Below are 25,393 nucleotides of genomic sequence, written 5' to 3' on the forward strand. Positions count from 1 at the left end.
CATATACTTTAGCGAATGGGATTTTGCGCTAAGGAGGGTATATTTGTGGAAAAGATTGATATTTTTAAAGATATTGCAGAACGCACAGGTGGAGACGTATATTTAGGAGTAGTTGGCCCAGTCAGAACAGGCAAATCAACTTTTATTAAAAAGTTTATGGAGCTTCTTGTGTTACCGAAGATAGAAAACCAAGCAAGTCGTCAGAGGGCACAAGACGAACTGCCTCAAAGTTCAGCAGGTAAAACTATTATGACAACTGAGCCAAAGTTTATTCCAAACAATGCAATAACAATTGAAGTGGAAGAAAACTTGAACATTAATGTTAGGGTCGTTGATTGTGTTGGTTACGCCGTAGAAGGTGCAAAAGGGTATGAGGATGATGAGGGCAACCCAAGAATGACAAATACACCATGGTATGAAGATCCAATTCCTTTTCATGAAGCGGCAGAAGTTGGAACACGCAAGGTAATTGCTGAGCATGCAACATTAGGAGTTGTAGTTACTACAGATGGTACAATAACTGATATCCCTAGGGATAATTATATTGAGGCCGAACAAAGAGTTGTTAATGAATTAAAAGAAGTTGGCAAACCATTCGTTATGATTGTGAATTCTGTTAAACCATTGAGCGATGAAACACAAGCATTAGTAAGTGAACTAAAAGAAAAATACGACATACCTGTATTGGCTATGAGTTGTGCTATGATGGATAAGCAGGATGTTTACAGAACTTTAAAAGAAGTACTTTTTGAATTCCCTGTAACAGAAGTTAATGTTAATTTACCTAGCTGGGTTATGGTTTTGGATCAGGACCATTGGCTCCGAAAAAATTTTGAAGATTGCATTAGCCATTCATTAAATGATATTAAGAGAATACGTGATGTCGATCGGGTTGTAACTGCTTTAGCAGAAGAAGAGTTCGTTGAAAAGGCGAGCTTAGCAAACCTTATGATGGGTCAGGGCTCCGTAGACATTGATTTATACGCCCCTGATGAATTATACGACCAAGTGTTAACAGAAATTGTAGGAGTAGAAATTCAAGGTAAAGACGACCTTCTGAAGCTAATGAAAGAGCTAACATATGCGAAGAAGGAATATGACCAAATCGCTGGAGCGTTAGCAATGGTTAAATCAACTGGTTATGGTGTTGCTTCTCCAAGTATTGAAGATATGGAACTTCAAGAGCCTGAGTTAATAAGACACGGTTCAAGATTTGGTGTTCGTTTGAAGGCGACTGCACCAAGTATTCATATGATAAAGATAAATGTAGAATCAGAATTTGCACCAATTATAGGATCGGAGAAACAAAGTGAAGAACTAGTTAGATACCTAATGCAAGACTTCGAAGAGAATCCTTTGAAGATATGGCAGTCTGACATTTTTGGACGCTCGTTGGCTGATGTGGTCAAAGAGGGTATTCAGGCTAAACTATCACTAATGCCAGAAAATGCAAGATACAAATTTAAGGATACATTAGAGAGAATTATTAACGAGGGAAGTGGCGGATTAATCGCTATTATACTCTAAAATAGCAAGTACTAAAGGAGCACAAGATACCGTGCTTCTTTTTTCTATTATGGTAATAAAGTAGTGATTTACTGCTGGTTTTGTCATATTTTGTTGAATTTTATGAAGTCTATGGTATAATCATTTTTGATTCAAAGCTTTTATAAGCAGCAATATTATGCTTAAGCTTTTGTGGAAGGGGGGAAATAGTATGAACAAAACAGAACTAATTGCTAAAGTGGCAGAAGCAACAGAATTAACTAAAAAAGATGCAGGTAAGGCAGTAGATGCAACATTAGAAGCTATCTCTCAAGCACTAGCTAGTAATGATAAAGTACAATTAATAGGTTTTGGAAACTTTGAAGTTAGGGAACGCGCAGCTAGAAAAGGTCGCAATCCACAAACTGGCAAAGAAATTGAGATTCCTGCAAGCAAGATGCCAGCATTTAAAGCAGGGAAACAACTGAAAGATGCAGTTAACTAATTTTTGTAGAATTTACATATTCAAGTACTACAATTGAATTAATGAAAAGCAGAGGTATAGAGCCTCTGCTTTTCTAATTTTCTTTTTTTTACTAGAATATGTATACTGTATAATAAGTATAAAAAAGCAGATTAAAATAAAGGAGTATAATATGGAAAAGTTTGATTTAAACAAAATTGAAAAAGCTGTAACTATGATTCTTGAAGCAGTTGGAGAAGATGTTAATCGAGAAGGGCTGATTGATACACCTAAAAGGGTGGCAAAAATGTATAAGGAGATTTTTGCAGGATTACATGAAGACCCATCAGAGCACTTAAATACAATCTTTTCTGAAAATCACGAGGAATTAGTAATTGTTAAAGACATACCGTTTTACTCTTTATGTGAACATCATTTAGTTCCCTTCTTTGGGGTGGCTCATGTTGCATACATTCCAACTGGTGGAAAGGTAACGGGCTTAAGTAAATTAGCAAGGGTTGTCGAAGTGGTAACAAAGCGACCACAATTGCAGGAACGTATAACAACTACAGTTGCTAATACAATAGTTGATAAAATTAAACCTTTGGGAGTAGCTGTAGTTATTGAAGCAGAACATATGTGTATGACGATGAGAGGGGTTAAAAAACCTGGATCGAAAACGATTACATCTGCAGTAAGAGGAATTTTTGAAACAGATATAGCACTCCGTTCTGAAGCCTTTAGTTTAATCAAGGGCTAGAAAATTACAATAACATTATATAAATATTACATTTACTTTAAATAGCTTTAAATACGAGCCTTTGCTTTTATTAACCATTTACTAGATTGCCGAAATAATGTATGTTGTTATAAAGGTGGTGTCTTTATAAAATGAGCAAGAGAAACCCTTTATTATTAATCATGGCTATAATTGTTATTATGGTGTTATTACATACATTTAGTGTAGCAGAAGCTTTGGAATTGCAACATGAATTTCATTCGTCAGAAGGAATAGTCTATAAAAGCTATTCCAAAGAATGGGCTACCGAGGTGAAACTTAAGGCGTTACATACTGAGTTATTGAGAAACCAGCATGGAGAAGAAATACGTGCCTTAAGTGCAGTAATCATTTACCCAGATTTTCCAGATCATAACCGTAACAAGTTAGGATCATATCAATTAGCATATCGTCTAGACAATGGTAAATACGAAGTTTTATCAGATAATATTATATCTCTATATGGTGGCAATACTTTTACTAATGTAGAGGATGTTGCTAGAACATTATCAAGGCAATATGGTAAACATTTTACGCAGTATCATATATTAAAGAATGAAAATATTCTACTGTCGAATCAAGGATATAACTCAAAATATGCTCAGTTGAGACAATTAAATAACATTGATCAGAGGTCTAATTCAAAATGGAATATTGAAGAACTAGCAGCTGACGACTATGTACAGTTATTTGGTTCTCCATTGGCTAGAAAGCATTATTTATTTAGCAATATGATTGATGAATTTGAGAAAAGTCCTACAACTTGGCAACAGCCTATGACAGCTAGACATATGTTTAATTTAATGCCACAACAAAACTTAAACATTCCTTTAGCGCTAGAGGTAAGTGGATTAAGGGAATATTTTATTCAGTTGGGCAACTTGACTGGTAATAGAGTAAGACCATTAATAAATAAACCGACGCTTTATGTTCAAGAAATAAAGCGGGTAACAAATCAAAATAATTCATTACAGTTAACTTTTGCTTGGGATACCGTTGCTAATCCTAGCCAAAGGTTAAATTATACATTAGTTACATATGGTGACTTCGATGCATTTCCATTTCCAATTGTTACATATCAGAATAATAGCTCAAGCGAGAACCAACTAACCGCGCGATATGGGACAGTTGTAGCCAGAGATCAGAACATGATTTATTTTAACAAACATCTAGGTTTTTATGGGAAAAAGACATTTAGATTATTTGTTAGCGATATGAGTGGTAATATGATATCCTCGAATGAACTTACATTAGATTTGAGTCAAAACCCAATCAATATAATTAATAATAATTTACAGATTACTGATGTATCTAATGATCATTGGGCGTATGATAATATTACTATAGCTAATGGATATAGATTTATAAGGGGTTACCCTGATTTAACGTTTAGACCAAATCAATACGTAACTAGGGCAGAATTATTAGCTATATTAAATCGTGTAAACCAATTCAGTAAGTTAACAAATAGTCAAACCCAGACACAGATAGTCGGCGGAAGTCATTGGGGCGTACCTGTGTTGAACGAAGCGATTAGCTCTAATATTGTGCGAACAGAACACTATGGAGCACAGTATGAACTGTTTGTGTATGATGAATATATTACGAGAGAAGAGGTTGCAATGTTATCGGCGCAGTTATTAAGGGCCAAAGGATTCCAGCAGCTACCGAATGCGCGTAATTTTACTGACATACAAAATTCAAGCTATCGAGATGAAATTCGTTTGATTTCTAGCTATCAAATTGTACAAGGCTTCCCAGATAATAGCTTTCGCCCAAAAGAGTTTATAACTAGGGCACAGGCTACAGTGATAGCAAATCAGCTTTTTCAACAAATACGCAATAACTAATTTATAGTATGTTACTGGAGGTTCTTATAGATGAAATTTGTTAGGTTTCAACTTAAGAATAAAGTGATGAATGGCATTATTGAGGACGATTTAATTAGAGAGATAGATGGTACATTTTATGATGATTACTCATTGACGAATGATTATTATAAAATATCAGAAGTTAAATTATTATCGCCAGTTCAACCATCAAAAATAGTAGCTATAGGTGTTAACTATAGAGATCATGGTGAAGAAATGAATATTAAACCACCGTCTGAACCAATTGTCTTTCTAAAGCCGCCTTCTGCAATAATTGGCCAGGAGGATGATATAATACATCCATCTATGGCGAATAGAGTTGACTATGAAGGGGAATTGGCAATTGTAATTGGAGCACAAGCTAAAGACATCACTAAAGAACGGGCAGATGAGTATATCTTAGGTTATACGATTTGTAATGATGTAACGGCCCGTGACCTACAGGCTAAAGACAATCAGTGGACACGTGCAAAAGGTTTCGATACATTTGCTCCAATAGGACCTTGGATAGTGAATGATTTAGGCTATAATAATTTGCATATTGAGACACGCTTAAATGGTAAAGTTGTACAGCAGGCAAACACGAATCAAATGATATTTAAAGTAGACGAATTAGTAGAATATATATCACAAATAATGACATTATTACCTGGAGATATTATAATTACTGGCACATCATCTGGTATTGGGCCCATGCAAAAAGGTGATATTGTAGAAATAGAAGTAGAAGGAATCGGAATATTAAAAAATTATAATCGCTAAAAAAAGAAACCCTGCAAAACAAGGTTTCTCGTGGTCGGAATAGCGGGATTTGAACCCACGACCTCACCCACCCCAAGGGTGCGCGCTACCAGGCTGCGCCATATCCCGAAAATTTACGATTGTATATGAATTATACAATACAAAAAAAGGTGTTGCAATGAGTGAAAGAAGAAAAACAAAACATATAAATGAAGCATTTACATGTGAAAATTGTGATGCTGAAGTGCCACCGATTATAGGCGGCGGATGTAGAAACCACTGTCCCTTTTGTTTAGTGTCAAAGCATGTAGATAATATACCAGGAGATCGCCAGTGCATGTGTAATGGACTGCTTATGCCTATAGACATAGAATATACAAGTGCTAAAGGCTATATGATTATACATAAATGTGATAGATGTGGAATGGTTAAAAGAAACAAGACAGTTATGGATTCTAAAGGCGTTAATGATTCTTTAGATAAAGTATTAGAAATAATGAGTAAAAGGTCGATATAGCTACCTAGAGAACAATAATGCTCCCATACATATTATATAATATATATGTAACGGGGGAGTGTTATCATATGGAACAGCTTATTAGTATGGAATTTTTAGATGCAATGAGCATTACGTTTATTGCTATAGTAGGCGCCCTTGTACAATTAAGCAAAAGATATATAAACCCATATTATGCGCCTTTAATTTCTATTATGTTCGGTTTAACACTATCGATTGGATACTTTTTTAGCGGCTTAGATATTAATGAAAACTGGTTTATTGCTTTACTACGAGGTGTTTTAATCGGGTTAGCAGCAAGCGGACTTTACTCAAGTATTAACATGACTCAAAAACAATCTAAAAATCAGACGAAAAAATAGGAGTGGTAAAATGGCGGATAATACCAATAATGATTATTTTGTAATTAAAGCATTAGAAAATGGAGTAAATGTAATAGGACTTACTAGAGGCCATGATACTAGGTTTCATCATTCTGAGAAGCTTGATAAAGGTGAAGTAATGATTGCACAATTTACTGAACATACTTCGGCAGTCAAAGTGAGAGGCAAAGCAGTTATCCAAACAAAGTTTGGATTATTATATACAACGGATGAAGTGCAGGAATAGCCTGCACTTTTTTTTCATACAATGGGCAAGAGGGGGAATATTCTATGCTTGCCTTTGGAAGAGGAATCTTTACAGCTGCTGTAGTATCTACATTTATACTATTATTGGTGTCGTTCTATCCTACTGATATTCATGAAACGTTAGCAATTAATAATAATGTGCATCCTACTGTAGTTCAAAATAGTCAAATCGAAAACATTGATGCGAAGCGGATTATGGATATTTGCAAGGAACTGGATATTCGCTTAGCTATTAAAAGAATAATATTAGAAGATAATGAACTTCTTGAGATTCACTATACAATCGATAATGCACGAAGTGATTATGGTTTATTTGATAGCTATAAATTAGCTCAAGAGATATTCTTAATATATAATCAGCTTAATAAAATGAGTTTTAATGTATATATAGACAGTGTACCGATTATACAGGCAACCATTAATAAATCTATAGCTACTACTAACGTAGCGGCTGGCACTAGTAATCAAGATTTATTAAACGAAATACAACAACACTTTTCAATTATTCTACTCAGTAATTAATGACAAAATATGTCTAGCACTGTATACTTAAGAGCGATTTGAACAAAATAAACTTATGAATGATTGGGGGGTTCTTTGTGTTAGATCAATCTATTATCGAAAAAGTAATTGCAAAGGCATTAGAAACTGGCGGTGACTTTGCTGAGGTGTTTTTTGAGAATAAAGTAAGACAAGCTATAACATGTGAAGATGGAAAAATTGAACGTATTATTAGTGGTTATGATCTCGGCGTCGGAATAAGAGTAATTCAAAAGGAAACTATCAGCTATGCTTATACTGACGATATCTCTGAAGCTTCCTTGTATGAAACAGCTAAGGTTGCGGGGAGTGCTGCTAAACAGCAAATAACAAAACCAATAGCTCTTACTAAAGGAAAGCAGATATCTCCAATACATATGATAAAAATAAGGCCCGAGGATGTCGAGAAAACTGATAAAGTAAAATGGGTACTAGAAGCAAACCAAGCTGCTCGCGATTACAGTAACTTTGTAAGTCAGGTTATGGTAGGCTATAATGACTCAGTTCAAAATGTTATTATCGCAAATTCTAATGGTTTATATGTTGAAGACGAACGTATATTAACTCGTTTAAATGTACAAGCTGTTGCGTTAAAAAATGGAGTAATGCAGACAGGTTTTTATGGACCAGGAAGATTAATGGGTAGTGAATTATTTGATATAGATACACCAGAGAGTATAGGCAAGGAAGCATCAAGAATCGCAGTTACAATGCTAGATGCTAAGCCTGCGCCATCAGGCGCACTGCCTGTTGTAATAGATAACGGCTTTGGAGGTGTATTATTTCATGAAGCCTGTGGTCATCCACTTGAAGCTGATGCGATACAAAAGGGCACTAGTGTATATAAAGGTTTAATAGGCAAAAAAGTAGCCTCTTCATTAGTTACAGCGATTGATAGCAGTATTATTCCTAATGCATGGGGATCACTTCATGTTGATGACGAAGGACAAGCAGGCCAAGCTACAGTGCTAATTAAGGATGGAATTCTGCAGGACTATATGTACGATTACAAGCGAGCTGTTGTCGAAGGTCGAAGCTCTACAGGTAATGGCCGCAGAATGTCATACCAGCATATTCCATTGCCAAGGATGACAAACACCTATATAGACAACGGGCAATCAAATCCTGAGGATATCATTAGTAGTACAAGTGAAGGCTTTTATGCTAAACGCTTAAGCGGTGGACAAGTGAATCCAGCAACTGGTGATTTTACATTTGTAGTCTCTGAGGGCTATATGATTAGAAACGGTAAAATTGAAGAACCAGTACGTGGTGCCACGTTAATTGGTAATGGGCCTGAAATACTTAAACGAATAGATATGGTTGGTAACAATCTTGAACTAGCACCTGGTATGTGCGGGAAAAGTGGACAGACAGTACCTGCTGGAGTAGGTCAACCAACTTTGCGTTTAAGTGAATGTACCGTTGGTGGTACCGAAATGAGAGGAGGCTCACAGAATGGTTAATCTTCATAAATGGCTTGAGTTTGCTCAAAAAAATGGGGCACAGGAGGTAGAGCTTTTTTATGAGCATACTTCTAACAATAATATAAAAGTATATCAACAAAATGTAGAATCCTTAACATCCGCAACAGCTAAAGGCTTAGGTGTAAGAACATTCGTAAATAATGGAATGGGATTTGCCTATACTTCAAATTTAGAGCCTGATGCAATAGAGATGATAATCAAAGAGTCTATAGAAAACGCAAAAATATGCCCACATGATGAATATAATGGACTTCCAGAAAAACAAGCTTATAATCCAATACCTAATATTTATAATGAGCAATACAGTCAAATTGAGCCTAGCAAAAAAATTGAATTATTATTACAGATGGAAGACCAAGCTAGCAAGTATCAACATGAAATATCCAAGGTTGTGCAGACTTCCTTTGCAGATCAAGTAACAGAGATAACCTTACTTAATTCTAATGGATTTCAAGGTAATTTTAAAAGCAATTATTGCTATAGTGGTTTGTATGTTGCTGCTGAAAGAAATGGAGAAATGCAAACTGGTGGAGGAGTTACCTATGGCCGCCATATAAATGAATTAATGATCAATAGAGCAATTGAAGACGCCTGCGATACAGCAATCGTATTGCTTGGCGGTAAGAAGGTAAAATCACAGAAAGCGCCTATTGTTTTTGACAAAAAAGTAGGAATGATGTTCTTGTATGTTTTATCAAATTCACTATATGCCGAATCAGTGCAAAAGGGTAGATCATTATTTAAAGATAAACTTAACAAGATGGTAGCAAGCCCTGATGTTTCAATTGTGGACGATGGTTTATATGCAGAAGGTCTGGCTACCTCGCCATTTGATGGTGAGGGCGTTCCGTCAAATTCTACACAATTAGTAGAAAAAGGTATTCTTAAAGCTTATATGTACGATACCTATACAGCAAAAAAAGACGGTGTTAAATCTACTGGCAATGCTTCACGGTCCTATAGATCTACACCCTCATTATCGACAACCAATTTTTATATGAAAAATGGTAAGTTCTCTAAAGATGACATTATTAAGTCTGTGAAAAACGGGTTTTATGTAATGGAAGTTTCGGGACTAGTAACTGGTGGCGCTAATCCTATAAATGGCGATTTCTCTGTAGGGGCAACAGGTCGTTGGATTGTTGATGGTGAATTCACAACGGCTGTCAGAGAAGTAACGATTGCTGGAAATTTAATGACAATGATGGAAAATATCGAACTAGTAGGAAATGACATGGAGATTATCCCGATGATGGGTTCATATGGTAGTCCTACATTTAAAGTTAACGAATTAACTATTAGTGGAACATAATATTAAAAGCTAACGGAAATTAACAATCATGTTTCTTTATAAGAAGCCTAATACTAATTAATAACTAGTATTAGGCTTCTTTTTGCGGATTGTCGTGAAAAGAATTATTTGTTAAAATTTCTTATTGTGGTATAGTAAAACTTAGGGTTTTATCAACTAAGATGGCCTTTAATATAATGGGGGAGAGAGCTTGTGCAGATTGACATTCCAAAAATTGTACAAAAACACATAACAGAAGTTAACCACTTATATAAGGAACACAGTAAGAACCTATTATTAAATCAACACTTTTCCAATAGTGATGATGAAATTAATGATCCAATATTAAGTAGCCTTGTAATAAATCATATCATGCTACAAGCAAGTGGTCTGTCAATGACAGCTATTAATAACATAAGTGTCGCTAGTGCATTAATTGAATCAGCATTAGATATTCACCAACAAATTGAAAAATTTGATATGAGTGAGGTAACTTCAAGACAGCTAACAGTGTTGGCTGGAGATTATTATAGCAGTAAATATTATAAATTGTTATCTGATGAGAATATGATTAGGGAAATCCAAGTATTTGCAAAGGCCATTCAGCAAATAAATGAAGCAAAAATGACTAGACATTTTGCCAGCTATAGCGATATAAGCGTAGATCAATATCTCGTATGGTTAAAAGAAATAAGTACTGCAATATCACAGCAATTGGTAGAGGAATTCGCTATCGACAAAGTAAATTGGTTGAATATTTGTAGTGATTTTACAGTTGCACAAACACTCATTCATGAGGATAAATATATAATTCCGACATTTGAAAGCGTCATTTCATTCAAACTAGTTTTGTTATACGATGCCATGGGGATAACTTCCAAAGAATTTCAGGAGCTAATATTAGACACTAAGCGTACTAATGAGTTATATGCTAAACACAACATTAACCAGATTTATAACAATTATATTAATCAATTTTTAACTACGGCAATTGAAAACGTTGAAAAACTCCAGACAAAATATATAAAAGATGAATTAAATAACTATATCAATAAAATTAGACATAACTATATGTCCCTTACGGCTGTTAATAAATAGAAAGGGGAAAATCATGGAGCATAAAAATAAAGAAAAGATGGTACACTCTGTATTTTCTACCATAGCACATAGATATGATATTATGAATAGCGTACTAAGCTTTAATAGACATAAAGCCTGGCGAAAATTCACTATGGAAAAAATGGACATTAAACCTGGAGAGAGAGCTATAGATATTTGTACTGGTACTGCAGATTGGGCTATTAGCTTAAGCGAAGCTGTTGGTGAAACAGGAACGGTTGTCGGTTTAGATTTTTGTGAAAGTATGCTAGAGGTTGGACAAGAAAAAGTTTCTAAATCTAATAATAGTAAGTGTATTAAACTAATTCACGGAAATGCTATGGAAATTCCATATGATGATAACACATTTGATTATGCAACAATTGGCTTTGCTCTACGAAATGTTCCAGATATTAAACAGGTAGTATCTGAGATGATGCGTGTAGTTAAGCCAGGTGGTAAAGTTGTATCATTAGAACTATCAAAACCAACATGGCCTCCATTTAGATTTTTATATTATCTGTACTTTAATCAAATATTACCAATTATCGGTAAGCTTGCAGTTGGCAAAGCAGAACCTTATAAATGGTTACCTGAATCGTTGAAAAACTTTCCAAATCATATTGAGCTTAAAGAGCTATTTGAAAAGGTGGGTCTTAAAACTGAAGTGTATCAGCTAACTGGTGGCATAGTAGCAGTTCACATAGGTAATAAACCTGTTAACAATCAAAAGGATGAGGAAAATCATGTACAAAAAAACTAAATCGATACTTAACATGATTAAATTCGAACATACTATTTTTGCATTGCCATTTGCATATATAGGTGCAGTATTAGGCTCGATTACTGTAAACCAATCTTTGCCTAGTTGGTGGAGTATTTTATGGATTACTGTAGCTATGGTTGGAGCAAGAAGTGCTGCCATGGCATTAAATCGCTTAATAGATAAATCAATAGATGCAATGAATCCTAGAACTGAGACAAGGGAAATTCCAGCAGGGAAAGTATCTGTGAAAGAAACAGTAGTTTTTACTGTCATTTCATTTTTTTTATTGTTTTTTGCGGCCTATCAGCTAAATATGTTGGCAGTATATTTACTACCTATTGCCGTATTCTTTTTAATTGTATATTCCTATACAAAAAGGTTTACGTGGATGTGTCATATAGTCTTAGGAATTGCCATCGGACTAGCTCCAGTTGGGGGCTGGGTAGGAGCTACAGGTACACTGCCAATTGAAGCATGGCTTATGCTAATCACTGTTGCATTATGGACAGCAGGGTTTGATATAATTTATTCCTGCCAGGATGTATCATTTGACAAGCAGCAAAGACTACACAGTATTCCAGTACGCTTTGGTTTGAAAAACGCGTTAATCATAGCCCGAGTAATGCATGCAATAACTGCTATCCTGTTATTTACTTGGTACTTTGTTTATCCATTAGGGCTATGGTACATAGTTGGTGCTATCATAGCGAGTATTATTCTCCATTATGAGCACAAGTTAGTACATTATAATGATTTATCTAAATTGAATACTGCCTTTTTTACTATGAACGGAATTCTTAGTGTTATTATTTTTGTTTTTACTCTAATAGACATTTTCTTATAAGATGGTGGTATAAATGAAAAAAGAAATAGTAGTTGGCATAACTGGGGCTAGTGGGAGTGTTTATGGAATTGAGCTTGTAAAGCAATTACAAAAGCTAGATTGTACAACACATTTACTCGTTACCTCAGCTGGCTGGCAAGTAATATTATCTGAGTTACTAGAAGATAATGATAGCCTAGAGATACATCGTAAAATAGACAAAAATGAGCAGATATCTATTTTAAAGAGACTTGGACTTGACATAAATGACAATGTTAAGCTCCATAGCTTGAATGACTTTTCCGTAGGAATTGCGAGCGGATCTTATAGATTTGATGCTATGGTGATTGTTCCATGCACTATGGGGACACTGTCGTCAATTGCTATGGGGGCATCAGATAACCTTCTAGAGAGGGTTGCGGATACAGCATTAAAAGAAGGTAGGAAACTTATTATTGTACCGAGGGAAACGCCCTTTAATCGAATTCACTTAAAAAACATGCTAGCTGTTAGTGAGGCAGGGGCAATTATTCTTCCTGCGATGCCTGCCTTTTACCATAAACCACAAAATATAAATGATATAGTTAGCTTTTTAGTAGGAAAAATACTTGACCAATTACATATAGAACATCAATTATTTAAACGTTGGGGAAAATAGTATATAGGAGGGAAGCTTATAATGGACTTCATTGACTCAAAGCATGAACTTTTTGATATATGGAATAAAGTGAAAAAAGGCATACGCCTTACCGCAGAAGATGGTTTAAAATTACTTAATACAAAAGATTTGTTATCACTTGGCTATATGGCTAACTATATACGAGAACAAAAACACGGTGACAATACATATTTTATAGTTAATCAACACATTAACCATACAAACGTATGCGTTACACGTTGTAAGCTATGTGCATTTGGCGTTGATAAGGAAAATGATAAAGCTTATACCATGAGCATAGATGAAATTGAGGAACGGGCAAAAACTGCTGGATTCGCAAATATTAGTGAGCTACATATAGTGGGTGGATTGAATCCAGAATTAAGCTTTGATTTCTATTTAGAAATGCTTAAAAGATTACGCACCCTATTACCTTCTGTCCATATTAAAGCCTTTACTGCAGTAGAAATCGATTATTTTGCTGAAGAGAACAATATCACATTTGAACAGGTATTAGAGAAGTTAAAGCAGGCAGGATTAGGATCATTACCTGGCGGAGGAGCAGAGGTCTTTTCACAAAGGGTTAGAGATAGAATCTGTCCAGAGAAGATTACTGGAGAACGTTGGCTAGAAGTTCATGAAGCTGCTCATCGTATAGGAATGAATAGCAATGCGACTATGCTATATGGTCATATAGAAACCTATGAAGAGCGCATAGATCATTTTATAAAGCTAAGGGAGCTACAGGATAGAACAGGAGGATTTTTAGCATTTATACCTTTAGCGTTTCATCCTCAAAATACTGAATTATCATCAGAACAACTAATGGTTACTAAAACTACGGGTGTTGAGGATTTGAAGATGTTAGCCGTTGCCCGATTGATGTTAGACAATTTTAACCATATAAAATCATACTGGGTAATGGTTGGTCCGAAAATTGCTCAAGTATCTTTGCGTTTTGGGGCAAACGATATAGACGGAACGATTATTGAAGAAAAAATTACCCATGCTGCTGGAGCTGAGACAAGTCAAGCGTTATCGAAATCTGAAATAGTTAAATTAATTAAGGATGCTGGACGAAAACCGATTGAAAGAGACACATTATACAATATAGTAAATCAGGAGTTCTAGGCTATGGACACAATAAAAATAGGTCGCATTGATTTTTTGAATATACTACCAATTTATTATTATTTAGACCAACATATAAAGAATGAAAACATTGAAATTATTAACAAAGTCCCATCGGTATTAAATCGAATGCTGAAAAAAGGCGAGATAGACATGGGGCCAATTTCTTCTTTTTCTTATGCAGAGAATGCAGACGATTATTTGCTATTACCGAATTTATCGGTGTCATCTAAGGGAAAGGTTAGATCTATATATTTATTTTCCAAAAAGCCGATAGAATCATTGCATAACGCATCCATAGCATTAACTAATACTTCAGAAACATCAATTAATTTATTAAAAATAATTCTCGAGAAATACTACAATTACAAATTGACATATACAACTATGAGCCCAGATTTGAATGCAATGTTACTCGAGCATGACGCAGCACTATTAATTGGTGACGATGCTTTTATCGATAACAAAGAAGTTTTAGATAAAGTCTATCGCTATGATTTAGGTGAGTTATGGGAACAGATTACTGGATTAAGTATGACATTTGCAGTTTGGGCTATTAGAAAAGATTCACTTAACAAGTACTACTCGGAGACTGTAGATATCTATAATGCATTTATTACTAGTAAAGCAATGGGTCAGAAAAATATAGAGCAAATTATTAACATTGCCAATAGAAAATTTGATCTTGGTAATTCATTCTGGGAGCAATATTATTCCGGATTACTATATGATTTAAATACAGAAATAATAGCAGGACTTGATAGGTTCTTTTTAGACGCATACTCTTGTGGGTATTTACAAAAACCAGTTACTGCAGAAGTTTGGAGTGATAACAATGTCTCAAGTTAGCACGATTCTTAATAAAGCATTAAACATGCAGCGTATCACAGAAGCAGAAGCACTCGAATTATGGGAGCAAGCTGATATCCTAGAGTTAGGGTTAGTTGCACAAGCGATAATGTTAAAAAAACATCCTAATAAAATTATCACATTCGTTATCGATAGAAATATTAATTATACAAACATCTGTGATACAAAGTGTAAGTTTTGTGCTTTTTATAAGACAGAAGAAGAACAGGACGGGTATGTTCTATCCTATGAAGATATATACGAAAAGATTGAAGAGACCATTGACCATGGAGGCACACAAATTCTGATGCAGGGAGGCACACACCCAACGCTTCCATTTGACTACTATCTAGAACTTGTAAAAGGTATTAAAGAAAGGTACGATGTGCAGGTACACTCGTTTTCACCACCAGAAATACAGCATTTTTCCAAGCTTACAGGCTTACCAGTTGGAGAGGTTATTAAACAATTAAAAGACGCAGGTCTAGATTCCCTTCCTGGTGGCGGTGCTGAAATATTAGTTGACCGTGTCCGACAAAAGGTCAGCCCTAATAAAATCTCGACGTCACAATGGCTAGAAGTTATGGAAGAGGCCCATAAGCTGGGTATGAAATCAACGGCAACGATGGTATTTGGTTTAGGGGAAACAACACAAGAGCGAATTGAACATCTTTCGAGAATACGACAATTACAGGACGAGACTGCTGGCTTCACAGCATTTATACCATGGAGCTTCCAGCCATCAAACACAGAGCTTGGTGGTAATACTACAAGCGGTATTGAGTACCTTAAGACCCTAGCAATGGCGAGAATATTTTTAGATAATGTAAATAATATCCAAGCGTCATGGGTTACCCAGGGTGGCAAGATGGCTCAAATTGCTTTATACTTTGGTGGAAATGACTTTGGCGGCACTATGCTTGAGGAAAATGTCGTACGAGCAGCTGGCACGCAAAACAAAGTTCCTTTACAGGATATCATCCATTTTATTAAGGAAGCTGGGTTTACCCCTGCTCAAAGAACGACTCAATATAACATAATTAAGTCCTACTAGAAAGGTAAATATTATGAAACTTGTGAATTTATACAATAAAATGAGACCAGAGCTAGTAAAAATTGAAAATCAGTTGCAAGCAGAGGTAGACTCTGACCACAAGCTATTAAAGCAAACTGCTCAGCATCTATTAGAAGCTGGAGGCAAGCGAATACGTCCAGTATTTGTATTGTTAGCAGGTAATTTTGGTGAATATGATTTTACTAAGCTTAGTAAAGTAGCTATTGCTTTAGAACTCATACATATGGCTTCTTTGGTTCATGATGACGTAATAGATAACGCTAGTACGAGAAGAGGATATCCAACTGTTAAGGCGGAATGGGACAATCTTACAGCTATGTATACAGGGGACTATATTCTAGCAAGATCATTGATACTAATTACTAAGCTAGAAAATGTACATATTCAAAGAATTTTATCAAAAGCGATTGTGCAGATGTGCGAAGGTGAAATTGAGCAGATTCGTGACCTGTTTAATATTGATCAGGATCTAAAAAACTACTTAAAAAGGATTAAAAGGAAAACTGCCCTTTTGATTTCAGTCAGTTGTCACTTAGGTGCACTTGCTGCTAACGCAGATAAACAAACAGCAAATAGCTTAAAAATGTTTGGTTATAATGTCGGAATGGCTTTTCAAATTACCGATGATATCCTTGATTTCACTGCTACCAGCGAACAACTTGGAAAGCCTGCAGGTAGTGATTTAAAACAAGGAAATATAACTCTACCAGTAATTTATGCGTTACAACAAACTAATAAACCTCAAATCTCAAAGGAACTTATTGAATTAATTAAATCTGATGACTTAGCCAACAATGTAGACAAAGCAATTAAGCTAGTTAAAGAAAGTGGCGGCATTGAATACTGCCAACAACTAAGTGATCAATACTTAGATAAAGCCTATGCTGCATTAAAGCCGCTACCAGATATACAAGCTAAGAAGTACTTTTATGATATTGCGAAGTTCATCGGGCAACGGGAATATTAGGTTAAATTATACAAGTATATATTGCATTCAGAAATTGTTTTTGATACGATACTTTTTGTGAATACATAGTTATAACAAATGGAGGAATTATTTATGGAAAAGACTTTTGTAATGGTAAAACCAGATGGTGTTCAAAGAGGTGTTGTAGGAGAAATCGTAAACCGCTTTGAGAAAAAGGGATATAAAATCGTAGCTGCTAAAATGATGCAAGTGTCTAAAGATTTAGCTGAAGAGCATTATGGTCAACACAAAGAGCGTCCTTTTTTTGGTGAACTAGTTGACTTTATTACTTCTAGCCCTGTTTTTGCAATGGTTTTAGAAGGAGAGAACGTAATTTCTTCTGCAAGGGTAATGATGGGCGCTACAAATCCAGCAGATGCTGCTCCTGGAACAATTAGAGGAGATTTTGCAGTTAGTATTGGTATGAATATTATCCATGGTTCAGACTCACCTGAAAGTGCTGAACGTGAAATTGGATTATGGTTTGATAAATCAGAGCTAACTGATTATGAGGTTGCTTCACATAAGTGGGTATAAGAAAAAATTTAGTTAAATAGATTTAATGAATTAAGCTACAAGAATCCCTTGTAGCTTTTTCTAATTTAAATAAGCTATAACATTGTGTATAATGAATTGAGTACATTTTATTTCAAAGATGAATTGAGGATAATTATGAATAAATGGTTAGGCAGTATTTTAGTGACAGTTGTGTTTGCCAGCTCCTTAATATATGTAGTTTATTATTACGACAATATAAACGACAATATAGCCGAGAATACACAAGAAAACAGGCAATCCATAGAATTGTTGCCACCTATTTATCATCTTAGCATTGATGTGAATCCAAGTATCTCTATTTTGTTAAATGCTAACTTAGATGTTGTTGCATACCATAGCTATAATATTGAGGGAGACATTGTACTTAATCAACTAAATTTATTAGATAGAAGCTTAGATTCAACAATAAAGGTTATTATAGAAAAATTATCTGAATACGATTTTATAAGAGATAATTCAGTGATTTATTTTTCCCTTATTAATGAAAATGATAAAGATAGTAGGAATGAAAGCCTAGAAGAATATATTGATATAGTAGATGTATTAACTGAATCAGTTTATCAGAATCTAGCAGGTTTATTAAATGATTCACAGATACACATTCAAAAGCTTGATTCAAGCATATTAAAGTTAGCAGAGTCCCAAAGGATTTCTCCTGGTAAACTAGCTATACAATTAAAGTCAGTTGAGGATTTAAGCGAATTAGAAAAATATTTAAGTGAAAACTTTCAAAACATTTTAAATAATGATAGAAATAGCAAAATAGATAACAATATTAAACAACAGGAAAAACAATTTATAGATATTCAAAGGCCTGAAACTCCAGCTACTCCTAACGCACCGAATATTCAAGGTATTAATGAAATACCGACTATTCAAGATATTCCTGAGATAAATAAACTGCAGTAAATAAGTTAGTTTTATGTTAGATTATAAAATTGAATTTTTAAGGGAGAATTTACTATGAAATATGCGTCTATAGATAACGTTGAGCCTGGTCATGTTTTGGCACGTAGTATTTACGCTAGCGACGGTAGAACGTTATTAAATCAAGGCGTTCATTTAACAGTTGGCATGATTAACCAACTTCGAAGAGTTGGTGTTCAAATGCTATATATTGAAAACAAATACACAGATGATATAAAGATAGTTGATGTTGTATCAGAGGAAACACGCAGGCAGGCTAGAGTCAATTTAGCAACGGCTGTTCAATCTGTTCAAGGCGGTAAAGATATTAACACTAAGGAGATTAGTGTTACCGTAAACAATGTAATAGATGATATATTAAAAAACAAAGATGTTTTATTGCATCTATCTGATATTAGGACAGATGATAATCAGTTATTTATTCATTCACAAAACACGTGTATGATAGCCACCTTAATTGGCGTAAAGCTAGGACTACCAATTCCTCAACTGAAAGATCTAGCTGTTGGCGCTTTATTACATGACATAGGAAAAGTAGTTAAAGATAAAAGCCTAGCCAATGATAAGTTGCCAACATATGCTAAAGAAGATTCAGATAATCATACATGGAAAGGTTTTAATTTATTAAGAAAACGTCATGACATCAGTGTGGTATCAGCTCATATACCATTACAACATCATGAGAATATAGATGGATCTGGTTTTCCTAGGGGCGTTGACGGTACAGAAATTCAACCATTAGCAAAAATAGTGGCAGTAGCTAACTATTATGACAACCTAATCTCAAATATAAATAATGACAATCAATTAATGCCCCATGAGGCATGTGAAGTAATGATGGGCTTAGCAAATACTTATTTTGAACATGATATAGTAATTAAATTTCTGGAAAGCATCGCTATTTATCCGACGGGAACTTCTGTTTTATTAACAAATAGTGAAGTGGGAATAGTAGTTGATCAACATAACGGATTACCTGCAAGACCAATTATTAGGATTATTAATAAAGGAAAAGATGATGATGAACCAGAAGTGAAAGAGATTGACTTGGCAAAAGAAACCACTATTTTCATAAAAAAAGTATACAACTAGCTTTTCAGATATGCCTTGATTTTTGGTAATGCTTGCTGTGTGATACTATAACCTACTTCTATACATTCATGTAGTTTATTAAAATCATTTAATTTGACGTCTGAAACATTAGGACTAATCAAATAATATTCATATCTAGATAGTCTAAGCTTTGTATTATTGACCATTAATATGTCTATAGACCGTGTCATTGTTTCAAATATCGTATCAATTGAATTATCCTTGTGTAATGAACTCTGTAGATTTACGGCAATAACTTTATCTGCCCCCGCTTTATATAGTAAATCGGCAGGAACATTATTACTAACACCACCATCAACTAATAGTTTATCTTTATAACAAACCGGCATAAATACACCTGGAATTGCTATACTAGCTCTTACATGGTTAGCTAAATCAGATAACGGCTCAATATTTGTGGAGGGGGCCGTTTTATTTATCGAGGCATTTGTGAACACAACTTGCTTTGCTGAATGCAAATCAGTAGATGTAATGAATATAGGAATATTTTTGCAGTTTTTTTGTTTGAAGAGAGTATTCAAATAATCCTCAAATAGCTTACCCCTAACTAAACCTTTAGGTAAAATCTTGGTTGGTGTAACATTAAAGGATAATTTTCTTAAAAAGACTGCAGACAGAAATATAATTATGTTAGATAGACTTAATGTATAATCTACGTATGATTCTAAGTCTACTTCCTTAGCTAGTGCTTCCAAATCAGTACCATTAAAACCAGAGTAATATAATGAACTAATCACTGATCCAGCACTGGTGCCAGCAATCATATCTATTGGAATATTTGCATCTTCTAAAGCTTTAATTACACCTATATGGGCGGCCCCTTTCAAACCACCGCTCCCTAAAGCTAAACCTATTTTCATTTTTATCACCTTCTTAAGCAGGATTTGGCCGAGATTTCGAGAATATAGCTATACATAGATTTTTTAGATTTTATAGAGTCGATCAAGGAGTGTTCACATGGATGATTTTAAAGATTTTATTAAAAAAGTTTACAAAAAATCAGGTTTAGACCTAGCTCAGTACAAAGAACCACAAATGAAACGTAGACTAACATCGCTTTATCTAAAGCACGGACATAAAAATTTCAACGAATTTTTCGATGCTATAGACAAAGACCGTAAGCTATATGACGAATTTTTAGATCGAATGACTATCAATGTATCTGAATTTTATAGGAACTCTAATAGATGGAGTATCCTACAAGAAAAAATACTACCTAACATTATTAAAACTAATAGTCGGCCAAAGGTTTGGAGTGCAGCATGTTCAACTGGAGAGGAGCCATATACGCTAGCAATTATTTTGTCAGAATTACTACCAACATCTTCAGTAAATGTAACTGCTACAGATATTGATGAGAGTGCAATCAGTCGAGCAAAAAATGGCGTATATGTTAAACGTTCCTTACAAGAGGTACCTGACCAGATAGTTAAAAAATATTTTAGAGAAACTGAACAAGGCTATGCAATAAGTGATGACATAAAAAAACGTGTAACCTTTAAAAAACATAATTTATTAGCAGACCGCTTTGATACAGGATATGACCTAATAGTCTGTCGGAATGTAATGATATACTTTACAGATGAAGCTAAGGATGAACTATATCGAAAATTCAGTAACTCTCTACGTTCTGGTGGCGTTTTATTTGTAGGTAGCACAGAGCAAATCTTTAATCCGCAATCTTATAACCTTAAAGCACTAGATACGTTCTTTTACGAAAAGCTGTAGCCAGATAATTCTGGCTTTTTTCTTATACTTACAATATCTTCAGCATATTTTGTGTATAATAATTATCATATTAGATATACAATTAAACGTTACATATAGGACTCAATGGGAGGAGTTACTCATGCAAGAATTTGTGAAAAACTTTTATAAACTACCAATATTTGCTGAGCTTAATGAGGAAGAACTTGAGAAAATTAGTGAAATTATATTTATAAGAAAGTATAAAAAGAGACAAATAATTTTTGTCGAGGGTGAGCCTGGTGAAGCAATCTATACAATCATTAAGGGTAAAGTAAAGCTAACAAAAAGCACGGCTAGCGGTAGGGAATTAATATTAGGTATAAGACAGCCTGGTGAAACCTTTGCCGAGGTTGTATTATTCGACGGTGGCCCTTATCCAGCTACAGCAGAAGCTATAGAAGATGCCGAAATAGCCTTGCTACGTAATAAGGATATAGAACAATTAGTAAAAGAGAATTCATCTATTTCAATCGCAATAATAAAAACAATGAGTAAGCGACTAAGAATGGTTCAACAGCAGATGCGTGACCTAGCATTAAAGGATACATTAGGTAGTATGGTCAGTATATTAACAAGACTGGCAAAAGAGCACGGAGTAGAGACGGATGAAGGGATATTAATAAATCTTAATTTAACCCACCAAGAGCTAGCAAATTTTATAGGCACATCACGGGAAAGTGCAAACCGTTTAATTAGCGATTTAAAAAAAAGCAAAGTCATATCCGTAGATAAAGGTAAAATTACAATACTAAATATGCAAAAACTAAAAGAATGGGGATAATATAAACAATTGAATGGAGGCACTATATGCACACTAACAACCAACTTGTGAAACTAGTTGAAACTGCTGGGGTCTCTGGTTATGAGCAGCGAGTTCAAGAACAACTGAAGGAAATACTTTTACCGTTCACACAGGATATAAAAATTGATGCACTTGGTAATTTGATTGCAAAAAAAACCTACGGCTCAAAAAAACATAAACCTAAAATTATGATTGCAGCCCATGCTGATGAAATTGGTTTCATGGTCACGAAAATAGAACCAGGCGGATTCCTGAGAGTTACAGCTATTGGAGGGGTTGACCCAAGACCAGTTTTAGCGCAGGAGGTTATTGTTCACGGTCAGGAAGATATTTTAGGAATTTTTGGAGCTAAGCCACCACACTTATTATCACCAGCAGATGCCAAGAAATCTGTGCCATTAGATGAGCTGTTTATAGATCTAGGCAGAACAGAGGCTGAGGTTAAGGAGCTTGTTCAAGTTGGTGATGTAGCAACTATTAATAGAAAATACATACCGTTATTGAATAGCTGTGCTGCTGCAAAAGCAATGGATGATAGAGCTGGAATAGTAATGATGCTTGAGATGTTAAATGAATTAGAAAAACTTCGTGTTAACGTGGATATATATATTGTCTCAACCATACAAGAAGAAGTAGGCCTAAGAGGTGCCATTAGTAGCGCATACGGTATCCTGCCAGATGTAGGCTTTGCCATCGATGTTACACATGGTGAGATGCCAGGAGTTGCAGCAGATTTGGGATTTGAACTTGGCAAAGGTGTAGTAATAGGCTATGGACCGAATATACATAAAAACATTTACAATCTGTTAACTAAAACTGCTAAAGAAGAAAATATTGCATATCAGCTAGAGGTCTCACAGGGTCCTACAGGCACAGATGCGAGAGCCATCCAAATAACCCAGGCTGGGATAGCAACTGGATTATTATCTATCCCATTACGGTATATGCATACATCTGTGGAGACTCTATCTACCAAGGATATAAAAAACGGTGGTAAGCTATTAGCATATACGATTCAAAAAATAGATAATTCCTTTGTGGAGGGTCTTAGATGCTATTAAAAAAATTAACAGAAGCCAATGGAATATCAGGTAATGAAACGGAAATCCGTAATTTAATTAAAACAGAGATAGCCCAATACGTTGATGAAATGTACACAGATGTATTAGGCAATTTAATAGCTATTAAGAACAAAAACAATGGTAAGGATAAAGTAATGCTTGCTGCCCATATGGACGAAGTAGGTTTAATGGTCGTTAATATTGAAAAAAATGGTTTATTAAAATTCAGGTCTGTCGGTGGTATTGATGAGCGAATTCTCGTCTCAAAGCACGTGTTAATTGGTGAGGATAAAGTGAATGGTGTAATTGGTGCAAAGGCAATTCACTTACAAAAACCTAATGAGCGTACAATTCCATTAACGATGGATCAATTATATATTGATATTGGGGCTAATAGTAAAGAAGAAGCTGAATCTAAGGTGAAAATCGGTGACTATGTAGCTTTTGCGTCTGCATACACTGAAATGGGTTCTAAATGCGTAAAAGGTAAAGCGTTTGACGACCGTGTAGGCTGCGCCGTACTAATAGAAATCTTAAAAAGCAATATAGATATACCTATATACGCAGCATTTACCGTCCAGGAGGAAATAGGACTACGTGGAGCATCTACAGCTACTTATTCAATCAACCCGGACCTAGCACTTGTAATTGAAGGCACTACAGCTTCCGACGTGATTGGCACCAAGGAGCATCAATACGTTACCCAGTTAGGAAAAGGACCAGCTCTCTCGGTTATAGATCGCGGAATGATAGCTAATGCGAAACTAAATAAAAACATATTAAAAATAGCCGATGACAACAACATTCCAATCCAAATTCGTGAAGGAGCCTCTGGTGGTAATGACGCTGGAAAGATTCACTTACATAAAACAGGGGTTTTGACGGGAGTATTGTCTATACCAGTACGTTACATACATTCTCCCCACTCACTGATTAATTTAGATGATTATGAGAATCTAATAAAACTCACTAAGGTTGTTCTAGATGAAGTTGCAAAGGGAGGTATATCAAGTACATGAAAGAAATACTAACGAAATTAGTTGAAGCATATGGCCCACCGGGAAACGAAGCGCAAGTAAGAGAATTAATTATAAATGAAATAAAAGCAAAGGTAGATGATATACAGATAGACGTGATGGGTAATATTATTGCTAAGAAAAAAGGTAACATTGGTGAAAAAAGCATTATGTTCGCTGCCCATATGGATGAAATAGGACTTATGGTTACACACATAGACAAAAACGGTTTTCTTCGCTTTACAACTATGGGTGGAGTGAAGGTTTTTAATCTAATCGGGGAACGTGTTAGGTTTGCCAATGGGACTATTGGTGTTATAAATGCGGAGTTTATAAAGAACTGGAAGGAAATAGAGCTACATAAGCTCTTTATTGATATTGGTGTTGAAACTAAGGAAGAAGCACAAAAGCTTGTTGCTATAGGTGACTCCTGTGGAATAGAACGCTCACTTGTTGACTTAGGTAATAGGGTAGCTGCTAAGTCCCTTGATGATCGAATCGGTTGTGCAATTCTGATACAAATGATTAATGAAATACAAGAAATATCCCATAATCATGATGTATATTTTACCTTTACCGTCCAAGAGGAAGTAGGCCTTCGAGGAGCTAAGACAGCAGCCTATGGAATTGATCCAGATCTAGGAATAGCTGTTGACGTTACAATTGCAGGTGATACTCCAGAACCTCCAAAGATAGATTTGCATTTAGGAAAAGGTCCCGCAATTAAGGTGAAGGATGTAAGTATGATTACCAATCCATTAGTAAAAGACTTAATGGTAAACACAGCCAAAAAACACAATATCCCATATCAATTAGAGGTTTTACCATATGGAGGTACCGATGCAGGCGCAATCCATTTAACCAAAGCGGGGATTTTAGCAGGCTGCATTTCAATTCCATGTCGATACGTTCATAGCCCTTCTGAAATGGTTGATATGCGCGATGTTGAACATTCAGTAAAATTAGGATTGCAATTAATCAAAGAATTCGTGTAATAT

At 35.1% G+C, this 25,393-nt stretch carries 28 protein-coding genes and 1 tRNA gene; 27 read left to right on the plus strand and 2 right to left on the minus strand.

Annotated elements, in window-relative coordinates:
- Positions 1-45: 45 nt before the first annotated feature.
- From spoIVA to BHF68_RS03250, 5 genes are all read left to right on the plus strand, one after another.
- On the plus strand, positions 46-1,527 hold the full coding sequence (spoIVA, locus tag BHF68_RS03230) for a stage IV sporulation protein A (protein WP_069642179.1): 1,482 nt from the start codon (positions 46-48) through the stop codon (positions 1,525-1,527).
- Between the two features lie 190 nt (positions 1,528-1,717).
- On the plus strand, positions 1,718-1,990 hold the full coding sequence (locus BHF68_RS03235; RefSeq protein ID WP_069642180.1) for an HU family DNA-binding protein: 273 nt from the start codon (positions 1,718-1,720) through the stop codon (positions 1,988-1,990).
- Between the two features lie 151 nt (positions 1,991-2,141).
- Positions 2,142-2,708 carry a GTP cyclohydrolase I FolE gene (folE, locus tag BHF68_RS03240; protein WP_069642181.1) on the plus strand — a complete coding sequence of 189 codons (567 nt, stop codon included), beginning with the start codon at positions 2,142-2,144 and terminating at the stop codon, positions 2,706-2,708.
- A gap of 131 nt (positions 2,709-2,839) precedes the next feature.
- Positions 2,840-4,576 carry an S-layer homology domain-containing protein gene (locus BHF68_RS03245; protein ID WP_069642182.1) on the plus strand — a complete coding sequence of 579 codons (1,737 nt, stop codon included), beginning with the start codon at positions 2,840-2,842 and terminating at the stop codon, positions 4,574-4,576.
- A gap of 30 nt (positions 4,577-4,606) precedes the next feature.
- Complete coding sequence (locus BHF68_RS03250; protein WP_069642183.1) at positions 4,607-5,359, plus strand: fumarylacetoacetate hydrolase family protein; 753 nt, start codon at positions 4,607-4,609, stop codon at positions 5,357-5,359.
- A gap of 31 nt (positions 5,360-5,390) precedes the next feature.
- Here BHF68_RS03250 and BHF68_RS03255 read toward each other — a convergent pair.
- Positions 5,391-5,467 (minus strand) — tRNA-Pro (locus BHF68_RS03255).
- Positions 5,468-5,516: 49 nt separating this feature from the next.
- On the opposite strand from BHF68_RS03255, the gene BHF68_RS03260 reads away from it, so the two are divergent.
- The 17 genes from BHF68_RS03260 (at position 5,517) to BHF68_RS03340 (ending at position 19,746) form a co-directional block, all read left to right on the plus strand.
- On the plus strand, positions 5,517-5,855 hold the full coding sequence (locus BHF68_RS03260; RefSeq protein ID WP_069642184.1) for an RNHCP domain-containing protein: 339 nt from the start codon (positions 5,517-5,519) through the stop codon (positions 5,853-5,855).
- A gap of 68 nt (positions 5,856-5,923) precedes the next feature.
- On the plus strand, positions 5,924-6,217 hold the full coding sequence (locus tag BHF68_RS03265) for a hypothetical protein (RefSeq protein WP_069642185.1): 294 nt from the start codon (positions 5,924-5,926) through the stop codon (positions 6,215-6,217).
- A gap of 10 nt (positions 6,218-6,227) precedes the next feature.
- Entirely contained in the window at positions 6,228-6,464 is a 237-nt protein-coding gene (gene mtrB / locus BHF68_RS03270; protein ID WP_069642186.1) for a trp RNA-binding attenuation protein MtrB, read from the plus strand.
- A gap of 44 nt (positions 6,465-6,508) precedes the next feature.
- A complete protein-coding gene (locus BHF68_RS03275) occupies positions 6,509-7,006 on the plus strand; it encodes a hypothetical protein (protein ID WP_069642187.1) in 498 nt (165 codons plus the stop codon).
- A 77-nt stretch (positions 7,007-7,083) separates the two neighbouring features.
- Positions 7,084-8,490: a TldD/PmbA family protein gene (locus BHF68_RS03280; RefSeq protein WP_069642188.1), complete on the plus strand. Its 1,407-nt coding sequence runs from the start codon at positions 7,084-7,086 to the stop codon at positions 8,488-8,490.
- Entirely contained in the window at positions 8,483-9,823 is a 1,341-nt protein-coding gene (locus BHF68_RS03285; RefSeq protein ID WP_069642189.1) for a TldD/PmbA family protein, read from the plus strand. Before BHF68_RS03280 ends, BHF68_RS03285 begins: the two co-directional genes overlap by 8 nt.
- A 192-nt stretch (positions 9,824-10,015) precedes the next feature.
- Positions 10,016-10,900 carry a heptaprenyl diphosphate synthase component 1 gene (locus BHF68_RS03290; protein ID WP_069642190.1) on the plus strand — a complete coding sequence of 295 codons (885 nt, stop codon included), beginning with the start codon at positions 10,016-10,018 and terminating at the stop codon, positions 10,898-10,900.
- Positions 10,901-10,913: 13 nt separating this feature from the next.
- The gene (locus BHF68_RS03295) at positions 10,914-11,663 is read left to right on the plus strand and encodes a demethylmenaquinone methyltransferase (protein WP_069642191.1); all 750 of its coding nucleotides are present in this window, start codon (positions 10,914-10,916) and stop codon (positions 11,661-11,663) included.
- On the plus strand, positions 11,647-12,510 hold the full coding sequence (locus BHF68_RS03300; protein WP_176719867.1) for a UbiA-like polyprenyltransferase: 864 nt from the start codon (positions 11,647-11,649) through the stop codon (positions 12,508-12,510). The genes BHF68_RS03295 and BHF68_RS03300 overlap by 17 nt, the downstream gene beginning before the upstream one ends.
- A 13-nt stretch (positions 12,511-12,523) precedes the next feature.
- Positions 12,524-13,147, plus strand: coding sequence for a UbiX family flavin prenyltransferase (locus BHF68_RS03305; RefSeq protein ID WP_069642193.1), 624 nt, complete (start codon positions 12,524-12,526; stop codon positions 13,145-13,147).
- A gap of 21 nt (positions 13,148-13,168) precedes the next feature.
- The gene (gene mqnE, locus BHF68_RS03310; RefSeq protein WP_069642194.1) at positions 13,169-14,278 is read left to right on the plus strand and encodes an aminofutalosine synthase MqnE; all 1,110 of its coding nucleotides are present in this window, start codon (positions 13,169-13,171) and stop codon (positions 14,276-14,278) included.
- A 3-nt stretch (positions 14,279-14,281) separates the two neighbouring features.
- Complete coding sequence (locus tag BHF68_RS03315) at positions 14,282-15,127, plus strand: menaquinone biosynthetic enzyme MqnA/MqnD family protein (RefSeq protein ID WP_069642195.1); 846 nt, start codon at positions 14,282-14,284, stop codon at positions 15,125-15,127.
- Positions 15,114-16,181 carry a cyclic dehypoxanthinyl futalosine synthase gene (gene mqnC, locus BHF68_RS03320; protein WP_069642196.1) on the plus strand — a complete coding sequence of 356 codons (1,068 nt, stop codon included), beginning with the start codon at positions 15,114-15,116 and terminating at the stop codon, positions 16,179-16,181. The genes BHF68_RS03315 and mqnC overlap by 14 nt, the downstream gene beginning before the upstream one ends.
- A 13-nt stretch (positions 16,182-16,194) precedes the next feature.
- Positions 16,195-17,169, plus strand: a complete 975-nt coding sequence (locus tag BHF68_RS03325; protein ID WP_069642197.1) for a polyprenyl synthetase family protein — start codon at positions 16,195-16,197, stop codon at positions 17,167-17,169.
- A gap of 93 nt (positions 17,170-17,262) precedes the next feature.
- Complete coding sequence (ndk, locus tag BHF68_RS03330) at positions 17,263-17,706, plus strand: nucleoside-diphosphate kinase (protein ID WP_069642198.1); 444 nt, start codon at positions 17,263-17,265, stop codon at positions 17,704-17,706.
- 135 nt (positions 17,707-17,841) lie between these two features.
- Positions 17,842-18,636, plus strand: coding sequence for an anti-sigma-I factor RsgI family protein (locus tag BHF68_RS03335; protein ID WP_069642199.1), 795 nt, complete (start codon positions 17,842-17,844; stop codon positions 18,634-18,636).
- A gap of 54 nt (positions 18,637-18,690) precedes the next feature.
- The gene (locus BHF68_RS03340) at positions 18,691-19,746 is read left to right on the plus strand and encodes an HD-GYP domain-containing protein (RefSeq protein WP_069642200.1); all 1,056 of its coding nucleotides are present in this window, start codon (positions 18,691-18,693) and stop codon (positions 19,744-19,746) included.
- Here the strand turns inward: BHF68_RS03340 and BHF68_RS03345 are convergent.
- The gene (locus tag BHF68_RS03345; protein ID WP_069642201.1) at positions 19,743-20,627 is read right to left on the minus strand and encodes a patatin-like phospholipase family protein; all 885 of its coding nucleotides are present in this window, start codon (positions 20,625-20,627) and stop codon (positions 19,743-19,745) included. The genes BHF68_RS03340 and BHF68_RS03345 overlap by 4 nt on opposite strands.
- Before the next feature lie 97 nt (positions 20,628-20,724).
- Between BHF68_RS03345 and BHF68_RS03350 the strand changes: the two genes are divergently transcribed.
- From BHF68_RS03350 to BHF68_RS03370, 5 genes are all read left to right on the plus strand, one after another.
- Positions 20,725-21,495 carry a CheR family methyltransferase gene (locus BHF68_RS03350; protein ID WP_069642202.1) on the plus strand — a complete coding sequence of 257 codons (771 nt, stop codon included), beginning with the start codon at positions 20,725-20,727 and terminating at the stop codon, positions 21,493-21,495.
- A 121-nt stretch (positions 21,496-21,616) separates the two neighbouring features.
- The gene (locus BHF68_RS03355; protein ID WP_069642203.1) at positions 21,617-22,297 is read left to right on the plus strand and encodes a Crp/Fnr family transcriptional regulator; all 681 of its coding nucleotides are present in this window, start codon (positions 21,617-21,619) and stop codon (positions 22,295-22,297) included.
- A 26-nt stretch (positions 22,298-22,323) separates the two neighbouring features.
- Positions 22,324-23,379 carry a M42 family metallopeptidase gene (locus BHF68_RS03360; RefSeq protein ID WP_069642204.1) on the plus strand — a complete coding sequence of 352 codons (1,056 nt, stop codon included), beginning with the start codon at positions 22,324-22,326 and terminating at the stop codon, positions 23,377-23,379.
- On the plus strand, positions 23,370-24,398 hold the full coding sequence (locus tag BHF68_RS03365; RefSeq protein ID WP_069642205.1) for a M42 family metallopeptidase: 1,029 nt from the start codon (positions 23,370-23,372) through the stop codon (positions 24,396-24,398). Before BHF68_RS03360 ends, BHF68_RS03365 begins: the two co-directional genes overlap by 10 nt.
- Positions 24,395-25,390, plus strand: coding sequence for a M42 family metallopeptidase (locus tag BHF68_RS03370; RefSeq protein WP_069642206.1), 996 nt, complete (start codon positions 24,395-24,397; stop codon positions 25,388-25,390). The genes BHF68_RS03365 and BHF68_RS03370 overlap by 4 nt, the downstream gene beginning before the upstream one ends.
- The last annotated feature ends 3 nt before the right edge of the window (positions 25,391-25,393 follow it).

The sequence above is a fragment of the Desulfuribacillus alkaliarsenatis genome, assembly GCF_001730225.1.
Classification (GTDB): domain Bacteria; phylum Bacillota; class Bacilli; order Desulfuribacillales; family Desulfuribacillaceae; genus Desulfuribacillus; species Desulfuribacillus alkaliarsenatis.

Bases quoted from the DNA above. Each gene is read 5' to 3' on its own strand.
- BHF68_RS03235 (WP_069642180.1), top strand. From the start codon at position 1,718: ATGAACAAAACAGAACTAATTGCTAAAGTGGCAGAAGCAACAGAATTA.
- folE (WP_069642181.1), top strand. From the start codon at position 2,142: ATGGAAAAGTTTGATTTAAACAAAATTGAAAAAGCTGTAACTATGATT.
- BHF68_RS03245 (WP_069642182.1), top strand. From the start codon at position 2,840: ATGAGCAAGAGAAACCCTTTATTATTAATCATGGCTATAATTGTTATT.
- BHF68_RS03250 (WP_069642183.1), top strand. From the start codon at position 4,607: ATGAAATTTGTTAGGTTTCAACTTAAGAATAAAGTGATGAATGGCATT.
- BHF68_RS03260 (WP_069642184.1), top strand. From the start codon at position 5,517: ATGAGTGAAAGAAGAAAAACAAAACATATAAATGAAGCATTTACATGT.
- BHF68_RS03265 (WP_069642185.1), top strand. From the start codon at position 5,924: ATGGAACAGCTTATTAGTATGGAATTTTTAGATGCAATGAGCATTACG.
- mtrB (WP_069642186.1), top strand. From the start codon at position 6,228: ATGGCGGATAATACCAATAATGATTATTTTGTAATTAAAGCATTAGAA.
- BHF68_RS03275 (WP_069642187.1), top strand. From the start codon at position 6,509: ATGCTTGCCTTTGGAAGAGGAATCTTTACAGCTGCTGTAGTATCTACA.
- BHF68_RS03285 (WP_069642189.1), top strand. From the start codon at position 8,483: ATGGTTAATCTTCATAAATGGCTTGAGTTTGCTCAAAAAAATGGGGCA.
- BHF68_RS03295 (WP_069642191.1), top strand. From the start codon at position 10,914: ATGGAGCATAAAAATAAAGAAAAGATGGTACACTCTGTATTTTCTACC.
- BHF68_RS03300 (WP_176719867.1), top strand. From the start codon at position 11,647: ATGTACAAAAAAACTAAATCGATACTTAACATGATTAAATTCGAACAT.
- BHF68_RS03305 (WP_069642193.1), top strand. From the start codon at position 12,524: ATGAAAAAAGAAATAGTAGTTGGCATAACTGGGGCTAGTGGGAGTGTT.
- mqnE (WP_069642194.1), top strand. From the start codon at position 13,169: ATGGACTTCATTGACTCAAAGCATGAACTTTTTGATATATGGAATAAA.
- BHF68_RS03315 (WP_069642195.1), top strand. From the start codon at position 14,282: ATGGACACAATAAAAATAGGTCGCATTGATTTTTTGAATATACTACCA.
- mqnC (WP_069642196.1), top strand. From the start codon at position 15,114: ATGTCTCAAGTTAGCACGATTCTTAATAAAGCATTAAACATGCAGCGT.
- BHF68_RS03325 (WP_069642197.1), top strand. From the start codon at position 16,195: ATGAAACTTGTGAATTTATACAATAAAATGAGACCAGAGCTAGTAAAA.
- ndk (WP_069642198.1), top strand. From the start codon at position 17,263: ATGGAAAAGACTTTTGTAATGGTAAAACCAGATGGTGTTCAAAGAGGT.
- BHF68_RS03335 (WP_069642199.1), top strand. From the start codon at position 17,842: ATGAATAAATGGTTAGGCAGTATTTTAGTGACAGTTGTGTTTGCCAGC.
- BHF68_RS03340 (WP_069642200.1), top strand. From the start codon at position 18,691: ATGAAATATGCGTCTATAGATAACGTTGAGCCTGGTCATGTTTTGGCA.
- BHF68_RS03345 (WP_069642201.1), bottom strand. From the start codon at position 20,627: ATGAAAATAGGTTTAGCTTTAGGGAGCGGTGGTTTGAAAGGGGCCGCC.
- BHF68_RS03350 (WP_069642202.1), top strand. From the start codon at position 20,725: ATGGATGATTTTAAAGATTTTATTAAAAAAGTTTACAAAAAATCAGGT.
- BHF68_RS03355 (WP_069642203.1), top strand. From the start codon at position 21,617: ATGCAAGAATTTGTGAAAAACTTTTATAAACTACCAATATTTGCTGAG.
- BHF68_RS03360 (WP_069642204.1), top strand. From the start codon at position 22,324: ATGCACACTAACAACCAACTTGTGAAACTAGTTGAAACTGCTGGGGTC.
- BHF68_RS03365 (WP_069642205.1), top strand. From the start codon at position 23,370: ATGCTATTAAAAAAATTAACAGAAGCCAATGGAATATCAGGTAATGAA.
- BHF68_RS03370 (WP_069642206.1), top strand. From the start codon at position 24,395: ATGAAAGAAATACTAACGAAATTAGTTGAAGCATATGGCCCACCGGGA.